Raw genomic sequence first — 22257 nt, 5'->3', positions numbered from 1 at the left:
ATTTTATTCTAGGTGCACCTAGCGGCCGAGGATAATCACTTTCGATATACGCGAATGAACGTTAAGCTTGCCTTCTATCAATCTTTAGCTTCTTAAATCTATTTCTGTGTTGTCTTTAATGAATAGTGACGTTAAGTACTGAAAATATCGGGGGTTAAATCCACTGACTCACATAGAGATGGGATATTAACGAGAGTAATGTGATTGCCAGATTCGATGATATGGCCGTCTGCCTTTAGTTTCTTGATCGCTCTTGAGAGTGTTTCGGGAGTCATGCCTAACTGGGTCGCGAGTAGCTTTTTGGTGACGAGCAGGGAAACTCGGCCTTGTTTGATACTTTGTGAGCGATAAATATCAGCAAGTTTCATAACCAGTCTCTGGTTGGCGTTGACCTGGGTCAGAATATTCATATTGTCCATTAGTTGGCAGATTTTATTACTCATCAATGCCATCACTTTCACCGAAAGCTCTGGTGAGCTCGATACAATCCCCAGAATATTGCGGTAGAAAAATGCGGATAACTCACTGTCTTGCTCGATTCGTGCGCTCATAGGGTAGCGGCGTGGCTGCATGAACATCGCCATCTCAGCGATAAGTTCTCCGGCCATAAACACCTTGAATAGCTTCTCGTCTCCATTTGGCATCAAGCGATATATTGAAACCTTGCCTCTGTCCACTAAGTACATAGTGTCTGCACTCTCTCCTTGGCTAAATAGTTGATAACCCAGGCTGTAATTGACCTTTTTACACGCAGCAAATAACTGCTTTTTTTGCTGTTCATCAAGTAAAGAGATGAGGGTTCCCGGCACGTTACATTCCTTGGCTTGATAATAATCAAGAGGTGAAGTTTGCTATTCAAGATATAGTGCAAATGATAATCATTATTAATAAAAGTGCAACATATAAAGGGAGCGATTATGGAAGCGATAAGTCCTGCTTTTCGATGGATAAGCGTGATAGCGATTATGGCTATATGGGTTCCTGTTGTACTTTTAGCCTAGGAGTCGATATGTCAGAAAAAATGGCAATGCCAAATGAACACAGAAATGTATCAAAAACACCAGGGCACTGGGTACTTGCTCAACTGGGTAAAAAGGTGCTGCGTCCAGGTGGTAAAGAGCTCACGCAAAAAATGTTGCAGAGCTTGAAAATAACCACTGCTGATCGCGTTGTGGAGTTTGCTCCAGGTATGGGGTATACCGCCCGCCTTTGTTTAGAGAAGGCTCCTAAAAGCTATACCGCCATTGAACAAAATGAGCAGGCCGCTGAGATAGTTCGCTCCTATTTAAAGGGGGGCTTACAGCTTTGCAAACTCGGTAATGCACAGCAAACGGGTCTTGAAGAAAGTGTGGCGACGGTCGTGTACGGTGAGGCGATGTTAACTATGCAGTCCGATAGCCGGAAAAACGAGATCATTGCTGAAGCGTCGAGAATTCTAGAGGCGGGCGGTCGCTACGGCATTCATGAACTGTGTATTTCGCCCGATAGTATTGCCCCAAGTGCTAAACGGGCTATTCAGAAGGAGGTTTCAGAGGCCATTCAACACCCAGCTAAACCGATAACTCCGGTAGAGTGGAAACAGCTTATGTTGGATAATGGTTTTGAGATTGAATTTGAAGCTGTTGCGCCTATGCATCTTCTGGAACCGAAGCGAATGATAGACGATGAGGGAATATTGGGCTTTCTTAAGATAGCTAAAAACCTGTTAACTCGACCAAAGGCGCGTGCCCGGGTGCTCGGTATGCGTAAGGTATTTAGTAAACACAAACATAATCTGGCTGCTATTACGCTGGTGGCGAAGAAAAAACAAATCTAGATTAGGTAAAATACCGCGTTTGCTTTGCTCTAAGTTAGTGACCTAATCGCTTAAGGAACAAAAAAAAGCGCTCCATTCGGAGCGCCAATCACAAACAACTCTTTAATCGTCCACTTGAACCGTTAGCTCTCTTAACACTAGCGCTAAATCTTAGTCCTCAAAGAAGTTGAGGATCCCCATTGCAGCGTCGCGGCCTTCAGCAATGGCGGTGACCACGAGATCTGAGCCTCTAACCATATCGCCGCCGGCAAACACTTTCGGGTTGCTGGTCTGAAATGGGTTGTCGGCCACTTTTGGCGCTTTGACTAATCCCCAATCATTGAGCTCAATGTTGTAGTCGCCGAGCCACTTTGCTGGGCTTGGCTGGAAACCAAAGGCGATAATGATCGCGTCGGCGTCCAATACTTGCTCGCTACCAGCAATAGGCTGTGGACGACGACGGCCGCTTTCGTCGGCGTCACCTAACTCGGTTTCGATGCACTCGATACCAACCACTTTGCCGTCAATGGTTTTGATCTCACTAGGTTGACGGTTAAACAGAAACTCAACCCCCTCTTCGCGGGCATTTTGTACTTCGCGGCGTGAACCAGGCATGTTCTCTTCGTCACGGCGATAAGCACAGGTGACTTGAGTGGCACCTTGACGCACAGCGGTGCGAACACAATCCATGGCGGTATCACCACCACCTAGAACCACTACACGCTTACCTTCAAGACTTAGGTATGGGTTATCAGCACATTCGGTGCCCATTACATTGTGGGTGTTACCGATAAGGTAGGGCAGGGCTTGATGCACACCGGTCGCATCTTCGCCGACGAGGTTGGCTTTCATTGCTGTGTAGGTGCCCATGCCTAAAAATACTGCGTCGTAGTTTTCTATTAGCTCTTTAAAGTCGACATCTTTGCCAACGGTAACCCCAAGCTTAAACTCTATCCCCATGCCCTCAAGCACGTTGCGGCGAATTTGCATCACCTCTTTGTCGAGCTTAAAGGACGGAATACCGTAAGTAAGTAGGCCACCAATCTGCACATTCTTATCATAGACAACGGCTTGCACTCCGTTGCGAGCCAAGATATCGGCGCAGCCAAGACCTGCTGGGCCAGCGCCAATAATTGCCACTCGCTCTTTGCGGGCGGTGACTTTTGACATATCCGGTCGCCAGCCTTGTGAAATAGCTGTGTCGGTAATGTACTTCTCGACGTTACCAATGGTGACCGCGCCAAACTCTTCGTTAAGGGTACAAGCCCCTTCACAGAGCCTGTCTTGTGGGCAAACTCGGCCACAGATCTCTGGCAGGGTATTGGTCTCGTGGACTAAGTCCGCCGCTTCCATAATACGTCCCTGTTTGGCCAGTTGCAGCCAGTTGGGGATGTAGTTATGCAGTGGACACTTCCACTCACAATATGGGTTACCGCAGTCTAAACAGCGGTCTGCTTGCTCTTTTACCTGTGGTTGGGCAAAGGGCTGGTATATTTCAATAAACTGCGTAGCGCGCTGTTTGGCTGCGTGTTTAGTTGGGTCTTTGCGCCCAACTTCAATAAACTGGAAATCATTGCTCATTATTCATTACCCCGCTCTGACTGCTAGTGCAGGTTCTGGTTGCGCTAACTTTAATAGGTCGTCAACTGCAACATTCTTAGGTTTCACCAAAATGAAGCAATCTAGCCAGTTTTCGAAATCATTTAAGATCATCTTGGCGTGTTCGCTGTTGGTCTCTTTAACATGCTGCTCAATCAATTCACGCAGATGTTGCTGTTGAATTGGCGACTGTACTTTATGAGTGTCAACCATCTCGGTGTTAACACGGCGGTTAAAGTGACCAAATTGATCGAAGATATAGGCAAATCCGCCCGTCATACCAGCGCCAAAGTTAACCCCTGTTTGACCTAGTACCACCACGATGCCGCCTGTCATGTATTCACAGCCGTTATCACCTAGGCCTTCTACTACCGCTATAGCACCCGAATTACGCACTGCGAAACGCTCGCCTGCTTGACCCGATGCAAACAACCTGCCGCCAGATGCACCGTACAAGCAGGTGTTACCCAAAATGGTTGAACGTTCGGTTTTGAACGGACTGCCCAGTGGCGGATAAACTGAAATCTTACCGCCTGACATGCCTTTACCGACATAATCGTTAGCATCACCGCAGAGCATCAGCTCAAGACCTGGTGCATTCCACACGCCGAAGCTTTGACCAGCACTGCCATTAAACTTAAGTGTAATTGGCGCTTTGGCTCCATCGCGGCCGACGTGGGTGGCAATAAACCCTGAAAGGCTGGCACCTACTGAGCGGTCAGTATTGTTGATATTAAAGATTTCGCAGATAGGAACGCCTGCTAATACCGCTTCTTTACAGTCTTCAACCAGACGTTGATTAAGTTCACCTTGATCTGATGGCGGGTTAGTTTCGCGCCAGGTGACCGCTGAAGTTGCAGGCACTTCAGGTTTATACAGAATTGGCGCTAGATCGAGTGCTTGCTGTTTAGCAGTGTCCCCTTCAATCGCACTTAACCAGTCGCTGCGGCCAACAAGTTGCTCAAATTCGGTAACACCGAGATCTGCCATGTACTCACGGATCTCTTGCGCAACAAACTCGAAGTAAGTCATTACTCGCTCTGGTAGACCGTGGTAGTGCTCATTACGCAACTGCTTGTTTTGAGTCGCGACACCTGTTGCACAGTTATTTAGGTGGCAAATACGTAGGTATTTACAGCCAAGTGCAATCATCGGCACTGTACCAAACCCAAAGCTCTCGGCGCCAAGTAACGCAGCTTTAATCACATCTTTACCGGTTTTTAGACCGCCATCGACTTGCAGGCGGATTTTATGGCGCAGACCATTGGCAACCAGAGATTGGTGTACTTCAGCTAAACCTAGCTCCCATGGGCTACCTGCATATTTAACCGAGGTGATTGGGCTTGCGCCTGTACCGCCGTCATAGCCTGAAATGGTGATCATATCGGCATAAGCTTTAGCAACACCAGTAGCAATGGTACCGACACCAGGCTCTGATACCAGTTTGACTGAAACCAGCGCCTTAGGGTTAATCTGTTTTAAGTCAAAAATTAGCTGAGCCAAATCTTCGATAGAGTAGATATCATGGTGCGGCGGCGGTGAAATGAGTGTGACACCTGGGCGAGCGTTTCGAAGCGCGGCAATCTCAACGCTAACTTTATCGCCTGGAAGTTGTCCACCTTCACCAGGTTTCGCACCTTGCGCCACTTTAATTTGTAGCACTTCGGCATTGACCAAGTAATGCGCGGTGACGCCAAAGCGGCCTGAGGCTATCTGCTTAATCGCTGAGTTCCCTTCGCTGTTAAAGCGGCGTGGATCTTCTCCGCCTTCACCTGAGTTTGAGCGGCCGCCTAAACGGTTCATGGCAACAGCAAGTGCTTCGTGAGCTTCAGGGCTTAATGCGCCAATACTCATGGCTGCACTATCAAAGCGAGTGTAAAGGGTGTTGGCGGCTTCAACGTCTTTAATATCGACGGCAGACAAGTCACCTTCGACCTTAATTAAATCACGTAAGGTCGCAATAGGGCGGTCATCAACTAACTCGGTAAAGCGTTTGTAGTTTACATAGTCTTGGTCACGCAGGCTGGCTTGCAAGGTGTTAACCACATCAGGGTTAAAGCAGTGGTATTCGCCGCCCTCAACGTACTTAAGTAATCCACCTTGAGAAAGCTGTTGGTGCGCTCTAAAGGCGTGCTTATGTAACAACTGCTGATCTTTCTCAATCAACTCAAAGTTAGCGCCTTGAATGCGACTAATTACGCCGTTAAAGCAAAGGTTGACCACTTCGTCAGCTAAACCTACCGCTTCAAACTGCTGGCTACAACGGTAAGATGCCACGGTACTTATGCCCATCTTAGACATAATCTTACGCAGGCCTTTATCGATACCTTGACGGAAGTTAAGCATCAAGTCACGCGTGTTTTCTACGCCGTTGCGCTGGGCAAGATCTGAAATGCACTCATACACCAGGTAGGGGTAGATGGCGGTCGCGCCGAAGCCGAGTAGTACCGCAAAATGGTGCGGATCTCTTGCCGATGCCGTTTCTACAATAATATTGGTGTCGCAGCGCAGGCTCTTAGTGACTAAAATTTGTTGTACTGCACCCACGGCCATTGCCGCAGGGATAACCTGCTTAGATTTAGCTGTTGCTCGGTCTGACAGGATAAGCAGAGTTGTACCTGTTCGGGCTAGACGTTCAGCTTCGTCACAAATACGCTTAACAGCAGCTTCAAGTCCCTCTGCTAAGTCGTAATTTAAATCGACAGTATTGGCACGATAGTAAGTGCTATCCAATGCCATTAGCTGATTAAAATCGCTAAAGAGCAGTACTGGCGAGTTGAACATCACGCGGTATGCATGACCGGTTGTTTCGTTAAATAGGTTTTGCTCGCGACCTGCGCAGGTGGTGAGTGACATCACGTGTTTCTCACGCAATGGATCAATAGGCGGATTGGTGACTTGAGCAAATTTTTGGCGGAAGTAGTCATAGATGGTGCGTGACTTTTTAGACAGCACAGCCATTGGCGTATCGTCGCCCATGGAGCCTGTAGCCTCTTCACCTTTTTGTGCCAGTACCCAGATAACCTGTTCTAGTTCTTCGCGTGAGTAGCCAAAATGTTTTTGATATTGCAGTAATTGGTCATCGTTAAACTCACGCGTGCCTTGATCGTTAGGACCGAAATCTTCGGCTGGTTTTAATATCTTACTGTTTTTAGCCATCCACTCTTTGTATGGGTGACGGCGTTTTAGATCGTTATCGATCTCAAACGACGAATAGAGCTGGCCATTAAGTGTATCTAGTACCAGTAATTCACCGGGACCGACGCGACCTTTCTCTATCACTTCATCGGGGGCGTAGTCCCAGATGCCAACTTCAGAGGCGAGGGTTAAAATGCGATCTTTAGTGATCACATATCGTGATGGTCGCAGGCCGTTACGGTCAACGGCACAAGCAGCGTGACGACCATTGGTCATTACGATGCCAGCGGGGCCGTCCCAAGGTTCCATATGCATGGAGTTGAAATCGTAAAAAGCTTTCAACTCTGGATCCATCTCTGGATTACTTTGCCACGCTGGTGGAATAAGTAAACGCATGGCTCGATAAAGATCCATACCGCCTGCGAGCAGCATTTCTAGCATATTATCGAGTGATGATGAGTCTGAACCAGTCTCATTGACGAAAGGCGCAGCTTGCTGCAAGTCAGGCAACAGAGGTGCATGAAACTTATAAGCACGGGCTTTAGCCCATTGGCGGTTACCAGTAATGGTGTTGATTTCACCATTATGGGCCAAATACCTAAACGGTTGTGCCAGTGGCCACTTAGGTGAGGTGTTGGTTGAGAATCGCTGGTGGAATAAGCAGATGGCGCTTTGTAAACGAATATCTGCCAGATCGCTATAAAAAGCGGGCAGATCGGCAGGCATCATTAAGCCTTTATAGACGATAACTTGGCCTGAAAGGCTGGCAATATAAAAATCTTTGTCATGATGAAGTTGCTGCTCTACTCGGCGCCTTGCCATATATAGGCGTCGTTCAAGGTCTTTTTCGCGCCAGCCAATAGGCGCATTAATCAATACTTGCACTATTTGAGGTTGGCTAGCTTTGCCAATAGGACCTAGTACGTCGGTATTAACGGGCACATCACGCCAGCCTGCGACACTTAAGGTCTCTTTTTGCAACTCTTGCTCTAGCAGATGCTTGGTTTGTGACGCTAGCTCTTCATCTTGGCTCAGAAAAAGCATGCCGACAGCAAAACGACGGCTTAGGTGCCAGTCATTTTCAGCTGCAATAGCTTTAAAAAATTCAGTAGGTAGTTGCATTAGTAATCCGCAACCATCACCTGTGCGTCCATCTGCGGCAATACCACCACGATGCTTCATGCGGTCCAATCCGTGAATCGCGGTACGTACTATACGGTGACTCGCTTCACCGTCCATTTGAGCAATAAGCCCAAACCCACAATTGTCCCGTTCAAAACTTGGATGATATAAGCTCATTGGTATACTCCTAACCTCAACTGACTACAACACGGGAGATAACGCAAAAATATTCTATAGATATTCACCCGAATCAATCAAATTAACCTTAAGTTTGCTAAAGGTCAAACCAATTTATTGCATAACATTTAAGCATTGCCAGTTAATTCATACGCTTGTATTACTGGGTTTACCTTTACGTAAACTGTAAAATGTTGTCTATAACCTTATGAATAAAAAGAATTTTAAATTAGTCGCCTGAACCTGTTTACTAATTTGTAACAACTGGGGCGATTATTGTCGATTTCAAGAAAGTGATTTTTATTGCAAATACAGTGAAATGATAGTCACTTTCATTCTTGACTAATTATGCAGAAGCGACTGTTACTTATGAAATAATGTTTACCAGATAAAGATGACAGCGAAATTACCATTATTTGAGCTAGCGCTAATAAATGATTTAAAGAAATGAATAGAATGGCGCAAATTCTATGGTAGGTGATTGGCTTTGGGCTTGGATAGTTACGTTAAGACGTTTGGCAGTGTGTGTAAGCAGCAGTATGGAGAGCGGATCCGTAAGCTGACGATTGATGCTAAGTTTACCTGCCCAAACCGAGATGGCACCCTTGGTAAAGGTGGCTGCACTTATTGTAACGTTGCATCCTTTAGCCACGAACATAAAACTGAACTGTCAATTCAAGAGCAGCTAACCCAAGGCCGTGAGCGATTATCAACTAAGCCGTCTAAATACATCGCATATTTTCAGGCGTACACCAGTACTTACGACGAGTATTTGGTATTAAAGCAGAAGTATGATGAAGCGATCAAAGGCACCGACATCGTTGGTCTGTGTGTGGGCACTCGGCCAGACTGTGTGCCTGACGAAGTGATTGAGCTGTTGGCACAATATCAGCAGCTAGGGCTTGATGTATGGTTAGAGTTGGGATTGCAGACTGCTAATAATAAAACATTGAAGAGGATCAATCGTGGCCATGATTTTGATGTCTACGCTGATACTGTAAAGCGTGCTCGCGAGCGCGGCATTAAAGTCTGTACCCATTTGATACTGGGGTTGCCGGGTGAGGGGCACACTGATTACTTAGAAACACTTAATAAAGTACTTGATGCTGGTGTTGACGGGTTGAAACTGCATCCTTTGCATATAGTAGAGGGCAGCACCATGGCGAAAGCCTGGCGTAACAACAAGATGGACTTATTAACGATAGAAGATTACGCCTTTAGTGTCGGTGAGCTTATACGTCACACCCCTGAGGATATTATTTTTCATCGGGTCACCGCCTATGCGAAAAAGCCGATGTTATTGGCTCCTGATTGGTGTGCGTTTCGTTGGGATGGTTTAGTTGCTATTGTTGATGATTTAGCAGCTAAAGGCGGTCAAGGCCACTATTTGAAAACGAACCTCAGTTAACTGGCGTAAGAAACTTGTGATGCAGTTGGAGCTGCGCTAGCAAAAATCTCGACATATCGCACAGAGTGATGTTTTTTGATTAACGAAAAGTTAAAATAAGGTTAAATTAGCAATGAATTTAACTACATATGACACTAGTTGTTGCACCAAGCATTTTAGCGGGTATTATGTGGTAAAATCGTCTTTTTATTACACGGCAATCATTTTGAGAGGTGCCTAAATGGCAACAGCTGAATTAGAATCAATTTTGGATCTTAATACACTGGAGCAGTACTGCAGTGCAATTGGCGCAGGTACGCTACTTAAAAGTGTCGTATTGTTTGAACAGTTAATGCCTGAATATGTAGGTAACTTAGTCAATGCATATGAAGCAAACGATAAAGATACTCTTTGTAGTGAAGCTCATAAATTTAAAGGTGCTGCTGGCTCAGTAGGCCTAAAGCGCATTCAACAGTTTGCGCAACTCCTTCAACATGGCGAAGAAGCTGCTTGGGCTGATGAGCATTCAACTTGGTTAAATGAAATTGTTAACTATGGCTCTAGCGATCTGCAAGAGTTAAAGCAATATCTTGAATCAAAAGCATAAGTTCTAGTCTAAATATTAAAATGGCGCTGTTTAGTTCACTAAACAGCGCCATTTTTTTATCTACTTACCGACTTACTCTCCTATATATCGATATCCTCAAGAAATTGCTTGCCATTACTTTATTACAACTGTTTGCGGCGCCTCACACTCTGCTAGATATTTTCAAGGATGCCTTGAGAAATCTATGGTAAGGTTAAATTGAACTATTCGATAAATAATGTCATTGGTAATCTGCTTTATGAAACATCTTCCTAGTTTAAAAAACCTGTTTTATTTGGTTAATTTACATCAAGAACAAAATTTTAATCGCGCTGCAAAAATTTGTCATGTTAGCCAGTCAACGCTATCTAGTGGTATTCAAAACCTCGAAGAGCAATTAGGTCACCAGTTGATCGAACGCGACCACAAATCTTTTATCTTTACCGCTATTGGCGAAGAGGTGGTGTTACGTTCACGCAAGTTACTCACTGATGTGGATGATTTGGTCGAGCTTGTTAAGCACCAAGGTGAGCCTATGACGGGCGAAATCCGTTTGGGTTGTATTCCAACTATTGCGCCTTTTCTTCTCAGTCGAGTGGTTCAGCATTGCAAAGAGGTTTATCCAAATCTCACTCTGTTCTTGAAAGAGGATACCACTGATAGGTTGGTAGACGCGCTTGGTAAAGGTGAGCTGGATCTGTTGTTGCTTGCCTTGCCAGTGGATACTAGTGGTTACCACAGTATGAAAGTGGGTATCGACCCGTTCAAAATGGTTGTGCATGAAGATCTCAGTGATGCGATTCATGAACCGATTGATTATCAAGATCTGCCAGACGAAAGTATCTTTTTATTGCAGGCTGAACATTGTATTACTGGGCATGCTATCAGTGCTTGTCAGTTAGGGGAAAGTACCAAGATTAATCCGTTTGCAGCAACGAGTTTACATACCTTGGTACAGATGGTGAATTGCAAATTAGGAACCACATTCTTGCCACAAATGGCGATAGATGCCGGGATATTAAACAATACAGAACTGACGACTATGGCGCCTCCTAGCGATACACCATATAGAGACATCGGCCTTGTTTGGCGTCAGACCTCGAGCCGTATTCTGACATTTAGAACACTAGGCTTAGAGATCCAAAAGCTGCTTGAACAACATAATTAATGAGTAGAATATAGAGAATGGATAAAAAGGCCGATACTGTGTATCGGCCTTTTTGTATTTAGGGTTTTTAATACCAATTGCATTAAGTATTTGACCAGTTCAGAGCCCCTCAGCCTTTTCAATTCAAAGCGCATTGGTAAAGAAATGGTTATTCCCTTTTAAGCCAATGCAAAGCAGAAGTGGAAAGACTGAGGGGCTCACGTAGTGCGGCTGAGGTTAAACAAATTGGCAAACGCTGTATGCTTCGCTATGGGATTTGGATATACGACTAAATGGTCTATTTTGTTCCATACAAAATAAGACATTCCGGCCCTCCTTGGCGGTCAGATTTAGGAGGTACGAGACCAAGGATGGTCGAAGGTAGAATAATGCAGGAGCAATTATCGAGAGCGAAGCAGGATGCCAGAGCCGAGAATAACTATTGGCTCAAATTCCACTACTTGCCTACAGCGTTTTGAATTCCCGCTGAATGGTCAAACTTTTAATGCAATTGGTATAAAGCTCTATGAAGGCGCTTTAGGGGTTACGCCAAACACTTCGATTGAGTGTTGCTTCCCCTTTAGTTTGATAGGGCCAAGATTATTGAGGTTATAGCGCGTATCGGCAAAATCGAGTCTGGATTTTAAAGAACCTGAGATCAACATTCTTTGCCCGAGTGGGTTACATTGATCTTGCAGTCTGGCCAAGGTATTGAGTACATCACTAAAGAAGCTGATCTCTTGTTTTTGAACGCCTACAACCGCTGCAACTACTTGACCACAATGGGCTGCCGCCTTAAATTTAGGGACGAAGCCATACTGCTCTTCAAAATACAGTCGTTGCCAGCTTAGCTGTTGTGAGAATTCATGATAGATATTAAAACAGCGATCTTGTTTGATGCCGTCTTTTAATGGCCAATGTATGAGTACGGCATCGCCCATATAGCGATAGATCTCAGCTTCGTTATTGGTCACGGTATCTGCCAATAAACTAAAACTATCTTGGATCAAGCGACTGAAACGATAGTCACCTAAAGATTCTGCGTGGGTGGTAGAGGCTACCATATCAAGGTAGAGAAATAAGCGCTGCTCATAGCGTGGTTTATGATACTTACCAAGACCAATATTAAATAAAACCCTGGGTCCGACGAGTAGAGCCATTTGCTCGATAAACGCCAAGCCTACCCGAACAACAACAAGATAGGCGATTAAGGCTTGGAATGCCGGGCTATACAAAATATGCGCGGTCAGCATTTGCCTTAAGGTTGTCATGTGGTTTTCGATGGCCCACATATTTAGGTACTGGGTGATATATGCGAGTGTCGTTGCACCGAGCAGAAGAAATAAACCTTTAAATATGACTGAAAATACATAGGGCAGGCGGTTAATGGCACTGAAGTCGGCAATGAGGTTAGACATCCAATGCAGGCTGCCAAAAATGATCCCCATATAAATTGAAAGCGTCGCTAAATCAGCGGAACCAATGGCCCACTGTGGAAGTTCTGGAGTCTGCGCGTATCTGAAAAATACGAATGCCGCCATGGCTACAGTCCAAGCGAAAATAGCGAAGGCTAACTTCTTCGCTTGTATACGTGCTCTCACGGTTTTAGGGGTATCCAACTACTACTTTTTTACGATGGGCTAGTTTATAGAAAATCACCTTACTATATCCAGTAGTATTTGTGATCTAAGTCAAATGAATGCGAGTTTTGGAGCGAAATTTACTCAAAGTAGCCCAGAAAGGATCTTTTGGGTAAATTGAGTCTTCAAATAAAAACCGCGTGGGTTAGTTTGAGACTGTGCGCCATTGTGATCAATACTCTGGGTGAGCACTTGACTGTTGGCCGCTTTAGGTCGTAACTGCAAGACTTCACCATGACGGGCGGTAATGCTTTCGACTTTGCCGATAGCAATTAGCTCCATGATCTCTTCCCAGTCCTGCTTCAATAATGCAGCCTCTTCAAGAGAAGGGCTCCATAAAACAGGAGAGCCTATTTGGCGCTCAGTCAATGGGATCTCTCTAGCACCCTGTACGGGGATCCAAAGCACTTGCTGCAATTTGTGACAAACAACACTGTTTTCCCAGGTTAAACCGAGAATGTTAGTGAGTGGAGCGACGGTAACATAGGTCGTTTCGAGCACTTTTCCGACTTGGTTGACCGGGATGGTTTTGAGCTCTACGCCTAGATGAACAAAATCGGGCTCGGGTTTTGACCCTGCCAGTGCGCCAAGTTCTAGCTCTATAAGTTGGCCGACCCAGCCTTTATGGCGTTTAAGGTCTTTAGGCGTTTCAATTTGATGGTGGTTAGCCAATTGTCCGAGTGTTAGTCCTGCCATGGCTTCAGCACGAGACATGAGCTCTTCGAGAGTATCTGGAGGTAGTGTTGATTTTTTCATAGCGCAGATTTTACTTAAGTTTTACCGTTTGGTAAATGTGATTAAAATTTAGTCGGTAGTTTCTAGTTGATCGCGATAGCGCTTAAGCTTGCTGTAACGCAATGAAAATAAAAGGTAAAATGGTTTTACCTGTTACATTGCCATGTAGGTTGTTCAACTTACACCTGTAGTTTCCCTATTTTTCCAACATAGTTATCCACAGATTTATTGGATAACTTCTATTTTTCTCGTGACTACTGCAATGAATGTGATCTGTCAATGCTATTTGATGGCGATTATTTGCTTTTTTTTGGCTCTATATACTTGCACTTGTGAATAACATCATTATCAAACCATGTAAGTTTTACAATTTAAATAGGCTGGTCAAATAGTGTGCAATCGTGACTGGTGGCTAGTTACTTATTAACTTGTTGGTTTTTATCTTGTTGTTTTTAAAGTGTTATCTGTCTGGTTTTAATCTGTGGTTTGAATTTGTTATTGAGACTCATATTGCCGATTTCGAGAGTTTTATTGAGTTTCTAACAGAGATATCCACAGATTCTGTGGATATGATCGCGTTTATAATTATGTGCCTGTTGATAAAGTTTGAGTTTTCTTTGATTTATCCAACGCATATGCGAAACAGAGATTTGCTGCGGCGCAAGCTTTATGAAACAATCAATTCATTAATATTTAATAGTTTGGAGTCCATGTGATTGATAGTGACGGCTTTCGCGCAAATGTGGGCATCATTATCTGTAATCGCTCTGGGCAGGTTATGTGGGCTAGAAGGTTTGGCCAACATTCCTGGCAATTTCCTCAAGGTGGCGTTGACGAAGGTGAGTCAGCGGAAGAAGCCATGTATCGTGAATTATACGAAGAAGTAGGATTAAGGCCAGAACACGTGCAAATCCTCGCATCAACACGGTCTTGGCTTCGATATAGGTTACCAAAGCGATTGATCAGACAAGATAGTAAACCCGTTTGTATTGGGCAAAAACAGAAATGGTTTTTGTTGCAGTTAAAAAGTAGTGAGAACGCCATTGATCTCAACGCGTGTGGTCATCCTGAATTTGATGATTGGCGTTGGGTCAGCTATTGGTATCCAGTGAGGCAGGTGGTTTCATTTAAACGAGATGTTTACCGTAAAGTCATGAAAGAGTTTGCGCCGACAACGTTGCCTTTACAGGTAAAAGAGTCGAACCATAAAAGAAGAGGAATGCGCAGAAACTAGTTAAGAGAGGTTTGCGTTAGTGCTAAAAACACTTAGGGACATCACACAAGTTGTTGCTTCAGCTCGCGATCTTGAATACGCACTGGAGCAACTGGTCACGCAAACAAAACAAGCTATGGCGACAGAATGTTGCTCTGTCTATGTTTTAGAAGAGCAACAACTTATCCTATCAGCGACCGATGGATTGGAACCTAGCGCTGTAAATCGAGTTAAATTACCACTGACCCAAGGATTGGTAGGCTTAGTTGCCCAGCGCGAGGAAGCCGTCAACCTTGCTGATGCATCATCTCACCCCCGCTTTAAGTTAATCCCTGAAGTGTCTGAAGAAGCCTATAATGCTTTTCTCGCCGTACCTATTGTTTACCAAAAGACAGTGATTGGTGTCATCGTTGTGCAGCAAACCCGCGCTCGACAATTTAGTGAAGGTGAAGAAGCTTTTTTAATGACCTTAGCTGCACAGCTAGCTATGGCAATTAAGGGACTTAAGCGTCGGGCGTTAGTTAATCATGGTGCGCTACAGCCTCTTTACTATGAAGGTAAATCGGCATCTAAAGGTATTGCTATCGCTAAAGCACTATTGCTTGGTGGGCAGTTATCTTTTGCGCTAGAAGAGCGTAAAAGTGTCAGCATAGCCCAAGAGGAAGTTCGTCTTCAATTGGCGGTGAATCGATGTAAGGATACCTTAGGTAACTTATCGCAGCGTTTTAATAGAGAAAAGGATGAAGAAGCTGCTTCTATCTTTACCGCACTATTATTGTTGCTTGAAAAAGCAAGCTTAGCTGGAGAGTACATTAAGGAAGTCCGTCTCGGCTGGAGTGCTGAAACCGCAGTATGTAGAGTCTCTAAGCGTTATATCGCTCATTTTAATGATATGGAAGATCTCTATTTAAAAGAGCGCGCAAGTGACATTAAAGATGTTGGTTTGCGTGTCCTTAGGCAGCTTATTGAGCCTGAAAAGATCTTCTTAGAGCCTGAAACGCCCGTAATTTTGATTGTGCGAGAAGCCAGCACGACCTTACTTGCTGAGTTCCCGAGGCAAAAACTTGCTGGAGTTGTGACTGAGCTTGGTGGGGTAAACTCCCATGCTGCTATTTTGGCAAGGGCACTAGGCGTGCCAGCAATTATTGGGGTTAACGGTATTTTGAATGCCAACCTTGATAAGTGCCAAGTGGTTATCAACGCAAATCGAGGCCAGCTATTAGTTGAACCTTCATCGACTATTTTATCTGAATATAGAAGCCTAATCGCGGCAGAGAAAGCCTTGCAACGCCGTTATGCTGCCGAGTTATCGTTGTCAACGGTGACGCTCGATAGCCATCGAGTCTATCTGTATATCAATAGTGGCTTAATCAGTAGTATCGACTCTGATACTGGTTGCGATTCAGATGGTATCGGATTGTACCGCACAGAGATCCTGTTTATGTTAAAACAGTGTTTTCCTGGAGAGGCTGAGCAATTAGAAGTTTATCGAAAGGTATTGAATGCAGCGAATGGTAAACCTGTAGTCATGCGCACGTTAGATGTTGGTGGTGACAAACCACTCGATTATTTTCCGATTGTCGAAGATAACCCCTTTCTTGGTTGGCGCGGAATACGATTGAGCCTAGATCATCCTGAACTTTTTTTAGTGCAGTTAAGGGCGATGTTACAAGCGGCTAGTGATAGTGACCAGTTGCATGTTTTATTGCCGATGGTCAGTAATCTAGAAGAGATCGATCTTGCGTTGGTATACTTTGACCAAGCTCACCAGGAGCTCACTGCCGAACTTGGAAGGTCAATTTTAATGCCTAAAGTAGGCATCATGTTAGAAGTTCCTGTACTGCTATATCAATTAGATGAAGTTGCTAAGCGGGTCGACTTTGTCTCTGTGGGTTCAAATGACCTTACTCAGTATCTGCTGGCTGTTGATCGCAATAACCCTAGTGTGAATGCACTTTTTGATAGCTTTCACCCTGGAGTGCTAAGGGCGCTTAAGTTCGCTATTGAGCGCTGTGATGCGAATCAGTTACCTATCAGTGTATGTGGTGAATTCGCTGGTGAACCTGCGGGGGCGTTGTTACTCGTCGCGATGGGCTATAACCAGCTTAGTATGAACCAAGCGAGTTTATCGCGAATTAACTATTTGCTTAGGCGAGTGTCTAAGAAAGAACTAAGTGTGCTGTTAGATGATGTGCTTAAGCTGACGTCTGCTGAAGAGGTAAAAGCTTTGGTGGCTGAGTATTGCCAAGAGCGTGGCTTAACGGCGCTGCTTAACTAATTTGTTAGTTGCGAATATGCAATACGCCAATTAGCTGTTCTCTAACGCTGTCGATTGCTTTAAGCTTTGGGCAATAACAGACAAAATTAAGGGTGTTGGCGTGGAAACTTGGCTGGTAGTATTTAGCATATGTTTGGCGCTTGGTGCTGTTATTGGCTTTATGGCGGGGTTATTAGGCATTGGCGGTGGACTCATTGCCGTGCCCGCGCTATTACATATCTTACCGGGTGTAGGCATTCCGGCGGAGCACCTACCTCATGTTGCTATTGCGACCTCACTCGCCGCGATTATTCTTACCTCTTTATCTTCTGCACGTGCTCACCACAAACGTGAAAACATTCCGTGGGAGCTTTTTAGATCCATGATGCCGGGTTTTGTTCTCGGGGCTATCTGTTCTGGATTTATCTCTGAGCTAATTGAAGCCAGCTTTTTACAACAGATTTTTGCAATATTTGTTATCTTAATGGCCATTCAAATGGCTTTTCCATTTCGTCCTAACAGCAATCGCTCAATGCCTAGCACTGTGAGTCTATTTTTTGCGGCCGTCATTATTGCTATTATTGCGGGCATGATGGGTATTGGCGGTGGTGTATTGCTTATACCATTCCTGACATGGTGCGGATTACAAATGCGCTATGCGATTGGTTTCTCATCCGCGACAGGTTTGCTGATCGCGTTATTTGGTAGTATTGGCTATACGTTGGCTGGTTGGAATGTTGACACGTTACCTGAAGGAACCATCGGCTTTATTTACTTACCAGCATTAGTGGGGATCGCTACCACATCAATACTTATTGCGCCGTTAGGTGCCAAGGCCGCGACGAATTGGCCTACGGCTAAGTTGAAAAAAATATTTGCAGTTTTCCTCGCCTTTGTTGGTTTGAAGCTGGTATTAACATAAGGCTGCAACAACAATAGAGTCATTTTTATCATCCTTAAACTAACATTCATACGGTTTAAGTTTTAATTTTTATAGGTAATAGTAATGAAACAGTATTTAGAACTTTGTCAACGGATCATTGATGAAGGCACATGGGTTGAGAATAGTCGTACCGGTAAACGCTGCTTGACTGTGATTAATGCTGACTTGGTTTACCATGTAGATAAAAATGAGTTTCCACTGATCACAACCCGTAAAAGCTTCTGGAAAGCTGCGATTGCTGAGATGCTTGGCTATATCCGCGGTTACGATAATGCTGCCGATTTTCGTAACATTGGTGCTAAGACATGGGATGCTAATGCTAACGACAACCAAGCTTGGCTCAATAACCCTCATCGCAAGGGTGCTGATGATATGGGACGGGTTTATGGTGTACAGGGCCGTGGCTGGAGTAAGCCTGACGGTGGTTCGATTGACCAATTACGTAAAATTGTAGATAACCTTTCCAAAGGGATTGATGACAGAGGAGAAATCCTGAGCTTTTATAACCCTGGTGAATTCCATATGGGCTGTTTAAGACCTTGTATGCATACTCATAATTTTTCATTGTTGGGTGATACTTTGCACCTGACTAGTTTTCAACGCTCCTGTGATGTGCCGCTAGGCCTTAATTTTAATCAAGTGCAGGTCTTTACCTTGCTAGCATTAATCGCTCAGATAACGGGTCACAAAGCAGGAACTGCTTATCATAAAATCGTAAATGCCCATATTTACGAAGATCAGCTAGAACTGATGCAAAGCGTGCAATTAAAACGCAGTCCATTTCCATCGCCTCAGTTATCTATTAATCCAGACATCAAGTCATTAGAAGACTTAGAAACTTGGGTGACAATGGATGACTTTGAAGTGACAGGATATGAGCACCATGAAGGGATCCGCTACCCGTTCTCTGTCTAGTTAATCCAGTTTATGACTCGCTTTGGTCGAGATATTCGAAGCGAGTCATTTTTATTAATTGAATAATTACTCACCTATTATAACTGCTCTTTGACCGTTCATAGTCAGCCAGTTCAAATGCTGGCTAAAAATTAGACTTTAACCAACGATTAAACCAAGATTCTGTCCTCATTTTTATTTATGCTCTTTTTTGATTGATATTTAGTCATCTCAAGCTCATACTGGAAACCTCGGATATTCCGATGTTTAACGCTGATGCAAACGATTATTCAGGTTGAGAGTAATCGGCTACACTCGTTACATTGAGATTTTATGGAGCGTAATATGGAACGGGCAATTAGAAATTTTCTAAGCCAGGAGTCAGCAGGCGGCATTCTATTAATGATTGCTGTTGTGCTAGCAATGATTTTAGCAAATTCACCATTATCAGGAATGTATCAAGGTTTCCTCGAGACTGAGATGCAAGTTCGTGTTGGTGGTTTAGATATAGATAAGACATTAATTCATTGGATTAATGATGGGTTGATGGCGCTCTTTTTCATGCTCATCGGTCTTGAAGTAAAACGAGAACTGTTGGAAGGGGCATTGTCGAGCAGAGCACAAGCATCTTTGCCAACTTTTGCTGCTATCGGTGGCATGTTATTCCCAGCAGGTGTGTATTTACTCTTTAACTACTCTGACCCGATTACTCAAGTGGGTTGGGCGATCCCAGCGGCAACAGATATTGCATTTGCTTTAGGCATCATGGCGCTGCTTGGTAGCCGTGTGCCAGTCGCGCTAAAAGTCTTCTTACTTGCGTTAGCAATTATTGATGATTTGGGCGTCGTGGTGATTATCGCACTATTTTATAGCACTGATTTATCGACCATCAGCTTGGTGATTGCAGCTGCGGCTATTGTTGGTTTAATAGGTTTGAACCGCAAAGGTGTTACTGCGCTCGGGCCTTATGGTGTGTTAGGTCTAATCCTATGGATTGCTGTACTTAAATCAGGTGTTCATGCAACGTTAGCGGGTGTGATTATCGCCTTCTGCATACCGTTACGCGCTAAAGATGGATCATCGCCTTCTGAAAGCTTAGAGCATAGCCTGCATCCTTGGAGCACGTTTATTATCTTACCTATCTTTGCTTTCGCAAATGCGGGTGTTGATTTGAGCGGAATGAGCTTAAGCTCGTTGTTATCGCCTGTTCCTTTGGGGATCGCTTTAGGACTATTAATAGGTAAGCCTTTAGGTATTATGTTATTTAGCTTCGTTGCGGTGAAGCTTAAGCTTGCTGTATTGCCTGACGGAGTGGGTTGGAAGCAGATTTTCCCTGTCTCTGTGATGTGTGGTATTGGGTTCACCATGTCGATGTTTATCTCATCACTCGCGTTTCTTGGTGAAGGGGCAATGTATGGTGACTATGCACGACTAGGGATCTTATTAGGCTCTATAGCATCAGCGGTCATTGGTTACTTCTGGTTGTCTAAAGTATTGCCTGAGAAAGGAGGTAATGGATGAGAATAGCCTTATTAATATTGGTATTAGGATTTGGTTTTAGCGCAACGACTTTGGCTTCGCAAATCGAAATTTGCAATGAAGATGTAAAAGATGCACATTGCCAAAACTATCTTGAAGGTGTTGTTGATGGCGCACTGATGTATAAAGGCGCCGCCGTCGGTGAACGTTTAGAGTCGAATGATTATGAGTCTCGGGCGCTGAAATACCGAGGTGGTAAGCGTTTTCAAGAGGCAAATCGCACTTTTTGTCAGAGCCGAATTCCTGATAGAGACGTTTTAGTCGCAGGACTTGCTGAAGCCTTTTCTGTGGGCAAGATTGACAATACAGATGAGCTATCAGCGGCAATGTTCGAGCTTATGGATTGCCAACGTTTAAAGTAGGTAAAAGCCGCATGGGGTGACACTTTTGTCACCCTTTTTTTGTTTTAATAATGGCATATTTCGATGGTAAATCTTAATTATAATCACCTGTACTATTTTTGGATGATCCAAAAAAAAGGCTCGGTAGCTAAGGCGGCAGAAGCCTTGTGCCTGACGCCTCAAACTGTAACGGGTCAGATCCGCGTGTTAGAAGGCAGCCTGAAGGGCAGCTTGTTTAAACGAGTTGGTCGTTCATTAGAGCCTACAGAACTAGGTGAGTTAGTATTTCGTTATGCTGACAAGATGTTTTGCCTTAGCTATGAAATGCTTGATCTACTTAACTACCAGCAAGATGAGAATATTCTTTTTGAAGTGGGGATTGCTGCTGCACTTTCAAAGGCATTAACGAGTCGGGTGTTATTATCTGTGGTACCCAGCGATGGTTCGATGCATCTGGCTTGTTATGAGGCGACGCATGAAAGTTTGATGGAGCGGCTTCGCGGGCATAAGTTAGACATGATCCTGTCGGATTGTGCTGGCGAAAGCTTGAAGTATCCTGAAATTTTATCAAAACAGTTAGGTGAAAGTGGAGTGGCTTTTTTTTCATCGGAAACCTATTCCAAACCTTTTCCCCAATGCTTAGAGCAAGGGAAGCTATTAATTCCGAGCCGAGGGACTTCGTTGGGGCAGCAGTTGGTGCGATGGTTTGATGAGAAAAACCTCAACATCAGTATTCTTGGTGAGTTTGACGATGCTGCAATGATGAAGTCATTTGGTTTTTTTAAGCAGGGGATATTTGTAGCACCGTCTATTTATAAGCAAGATATTTTAGACCGTGGAATGATGTTGCTTGGAGAAACGACCGAGGTAAAAGAGGTTTATCATGTGATGTTTGCTGAACGAATGATCCAGCATCCTGCGGTTAAGCGTTTATTGAACACTGACTTCTCTGAACTCTTTGCGGGTAATGACGTAAAAGTTAAGCAGCTATAATCACATGTTTTGGAAGTAAAGCTCATTTGGGTATACACTAGCCGCACTGTAAAAGATTGGAGTAATAAACTTGTCGGAATCAATGCCAGAACCCATGAAAATTGCAAGAGTACGATGGGCTTGTCGCCGAGGCATGTTGGAGCTTGATGTATTGTTTCAGCCTTTTGTTGAAAAGCACTATGAAGCGATGTCAAATGCGGACAAAACCGTTTTTGTTAAGCTACTTGAATGTGAAGACCCTGAATTGTTTGCCTGGTTTATGGGGCATGAAGTCTGTAAAAATCCTGAATTTGCAGAGATGATAATAAGAGTTCGTGGCCGTCCAGCCGCATAGCTTTAGCCTTTATAGCTCTTTCGGTCAACGGCTATCGTTGACCGTTGTTGCTGCAATCTGTTTTACTTCCTTTTTGATTTGGCCTTATTCCGAATCGCTCCTCTATCTCGTGAGTAAAGCACTCACCTTTTCATTATGTTGTTGTTTTTTTGTTAGGCAGTTTTGGCTGCTTCGACATTGGTCTTGTCAGTTCATACTATCTGCTGATGGCAGTGTGCGGATAGAGCAGCAGTGCTTTGCGCTCAAAGGAAGACCGATAGTGACACCTTTTATGGTGGTTTTTGATATTCACTGTGGCAGTGATGAAAAAAGATTGGTGGTTTGGGCTGATATGTTAAACGACACAAATTATCGCCATTTGTGTCGTTTACTACTGTTATCTTATCGAAATAGGCTTAACTCTGACAGCTAAAAGCA

At 44.3% G+C, this 22257-nt stretch carries 18 protein-coding genes; 13 read left to right on the top strand and 5 right to left on the bottom strand.

The features are described 5' to 3' along the window. Nucleotides 1-131: 131 nt before the first annotated feature. The gene (locus tag SWP_RS16975) at nucleotides 132-809 is read right to left on the bottom strand and encodes a Crp/Fnr family transcriptional regulator (protein ID WP_044556041.1); all 678 of its coding nucleotides are present in this window, start codon (nucleotides 807-809) and stop codon (nucleotides 132-134) included. Nucleotides 810-1009: 200 nt separating this feature from the next. Here SWP_RS16975 and SWP_RS16970 point away from each other — a divergent pair, with 200 nt between their 5' ends. Then, complete coding sequence (locus SWP_RS16970; RefSeq protein WP_020913827.1) at nucleotides 1010-1816, top strand: class I SAM-dependent methyltransferase; 807 nt, start codon at nucleotides 1010-1012, stop codon at nucleotides 1814-1816. Between the two features lie 150 nt (nucleotides 1817-1966). On the opposite strand, the gene SWP_RS16965 is transcribed toward SWP_RS16970, so the two are convergent. After that, nucleotides 1967-3376: an FAD-dependent oxidoreductase gene (locus SWP_RS16965; protein ID WP_020913826.1), complete on the bottom strand. Its 1410-nt coding sequence runs from the start codon at nucleotides 3374-3376 to the stop codon at nucleotides 1967-1969. 6 nt (nucleotides 3377-3382) lie between these two features. Further along, nucleotides 3383-7831, bottom strand: a complete 4449-nt coding sequence (gene gltB, locus SWP_RS16960) for a glutamate synthase large subunit (protein ID WP_020913825.1) — start codon at nucleotides 7829-7831, stop codon at nucleotides 3383-3385. Between the two features lie 487 nt (nucleotides 7832-8318). Here gltB and mnmL point away from each other — a divergent pair, with 487 nt between their 5' ends. The 3 genes from mnmL to oxyR all read left to right on the top strand — a co-directional run bounded on the left by mnmL (nucleotide 8319) and on the right by oxyR (nucleotide 10972). Next, a complete protein-coding gene (gene mnmL / locus SWP_RS16955; RefSeq protein WP_044556040.1) occupies nucleotides 8319-9239 on the top strand; it encodes a tRNA modification radical SAM protein MnmL/YtqA in 921 nt (306 codons plus the stop codon). A 220-nt stretch (nucleotides 9240-9459) separates the two neighbouring features. Further along, entirely contained in the window at nucleotides 9460-9825 is a 366-nt protein-coding gene (locus SWP_RS16950) for an Hpt domain-containing protein (protein WP_020913823.1), read from the top strand. 238 nt (nucleotides 9826-10063) lie between these two features. After that, the gene (gene oxyR / locus SWP_RS16945) at nucleotides 10064-10972 is read left to right on the top strand and encodes a hydrogen peroxide-inducible genes transcriptional activator OxyR (RefSeq protein WP_044556039.1); all 909 of its coding nucleotides are present in this window, start codon (nucleotides 10064-10066) and stop codon (nucleotides 10970-10972) included. Nucleotides 10973-11475: 503 nt separating this feature from the next. Here oxyR and SWP_RS16940 read toward each other — a convergent pair. Together SWP_RS16940 and mutH are read right to left on the bottom strand one after the other, a co-directional pair. Next, nucleotides 11476-12552 carry an adenylate/guanylate cyclase domain-containing protein gene (locus tag SWP_RS16940; protein WP_020913821.1) on the bottom strand — a complete coding sequence of 359 codons (1077 nt, stop codon included), beginning with the start codon at nucleotides 12550-12552 and terminating at the stop codon, nucleotides 11476-11478. 123 nt (nucleotides 12553-12675) lie between these two features. Next, complete coding sequence (mutH, locus tag SWP_RS16935; protein WP_044556038.1) at nucleotides 12676-13347, bottom strand: DNA mismatch repair endonuclease MutH; 672 nt, start codon at nucleotides 13345-13347, stop codon at nucleotides 12676-12678. A 691-nt stretch (nucleotides 13348-14038) separates the two neighbouring features. Between mutH and rppH the strand changes: the two genes are divergently transcribed. The 9 genes from rppH (at nucleotide 14039) to SWP_RS24520 (ending at nucleotide 22252) form a co-directional block, all read left to right on the top strand. Continuing rightward, nucleotides 14039-14560, top strand: coding sequence for an RNA pyrophosphohydrolase (gene rppH / locus SWP_RS16925; protein ID WP_020913819.1), 522 nt, complete (start codon nucleotides 14039-14041; stop codon nucleotides 14558-14560). Between the two features lie 19 nt (nucleotides 14561-14579). Then, nucleotides 14580-16817, top strand: coding sequence for a phosphoenolpyruvate--protein phosphotransferase (ptsP, locus tag SWP_RS16920; protein ID WP_020913818.1), 2238 nt, complete (start codon nucleotides 14580-14582; stop codon nucleotides 16815-16817). A 100-nt stretch (nucleotides 16818-16917) separates the two neighbouring features. Next, nucleotides 16918-17718, top strand: coding sequence for a sulfite exporter TauE/SafE family protein (locus tag SWP_RS16915; RefSeq protein ID WP_020913817.1), 801 nt, complete (start codon nucleotides 16918-16920; stop codon nucleotides 17716-17718). A gap of 84 nt (nucleotides 17719-17802) precedes the next feature. Continuing rightward, entirely contained in the window at nucleotides 17803-18654 is an 852-nt protein-coding gene (locus SWP_RS16910) for a thymidylate synthase (RefSeq protein ID WP_020913816.1), read from the top strand. Between the two features lie 324 nt (nucleotides 18655-18978). Beyond that, entirely contained in the window at nucleotides 18979-20154 is a 1176-nt protein-coding gene (gene nhaA / locus SWP_RS16905; protein WP_044556036.1) for a Na+/H+ antiporter NhaA, read from the top strand. Continuing rightward, nucleotides 20151-20534 carry a hypothetical protein gene (locus SWP_RS16900; protein WP_020913814.1) on the top strand — a complete coding sequence of 128 codons (384 nt, stop codon included), beginning with the start codon at nucleotides 20151-20153 and terminating at the stop codon, nucleotides 20532-20534. Before nhaA ends, SWP_RS16900 begins: the two co-directional genes overlap by 4 nt. 63 nt (nucleotides 20535-20597) lie before the next feature. Next, nucleotides 20598-21506 (top strand): transcriptional activator NhaR, encoded by a 909-nt coding sequence (nhaR, locus tag SWP_RS16895; protein WP_044556035.1) that lies wholly within the window; start codon nucleotides 20598-20600, stop codon nucleotides 21504-21506. Between the two features lie 82 nt (nucleotides 21507-21588). Next, nucleotides 21589-21840, top strand: a complete 252-nt coding sequence (locus SWP_RS16890; protein WP_044556034.1) for an FAD assembly factor SdhE — start codon at nucleotides 21589-21591, stop codon at nucleotides 21838-21840. Then, nucleotides 21821-22252 carry a protein YgfX gene (locus tag SWP_RS24520; protein ID WP_020913812.1) on the top strand — a complete coding sequence of 144 codons (432 nt, stop codon included), beginning with the start codon at nucleotides 21821-21823 and terminating at the stop codon, nucleotides 22250-22252. Before SWP_RS16890 ends, SWP_RS24520 begins: the two co-directional genes overlap by 20 nt. The last annotated feature ends 5 nt before the right edge of the window (nucleotides 22253-22257 follow it).

Origin of the sequence: Shewanella piezotolerans WP3 (assembly GCF_000014885.1) — a bacterium.
Taxonomy (GTDB): Bacteria; Pseudomonadota; Gammaproteobacteria; order Enterobacterales; family Shewanellaceae; genus Shewanella; species Shewanella piezotolerans.
The sequence above is the reverse complement of the archived record's forward strand: the minus strand, read 5'-3'. Positions and strand labels throughout refer to the sequence as shown.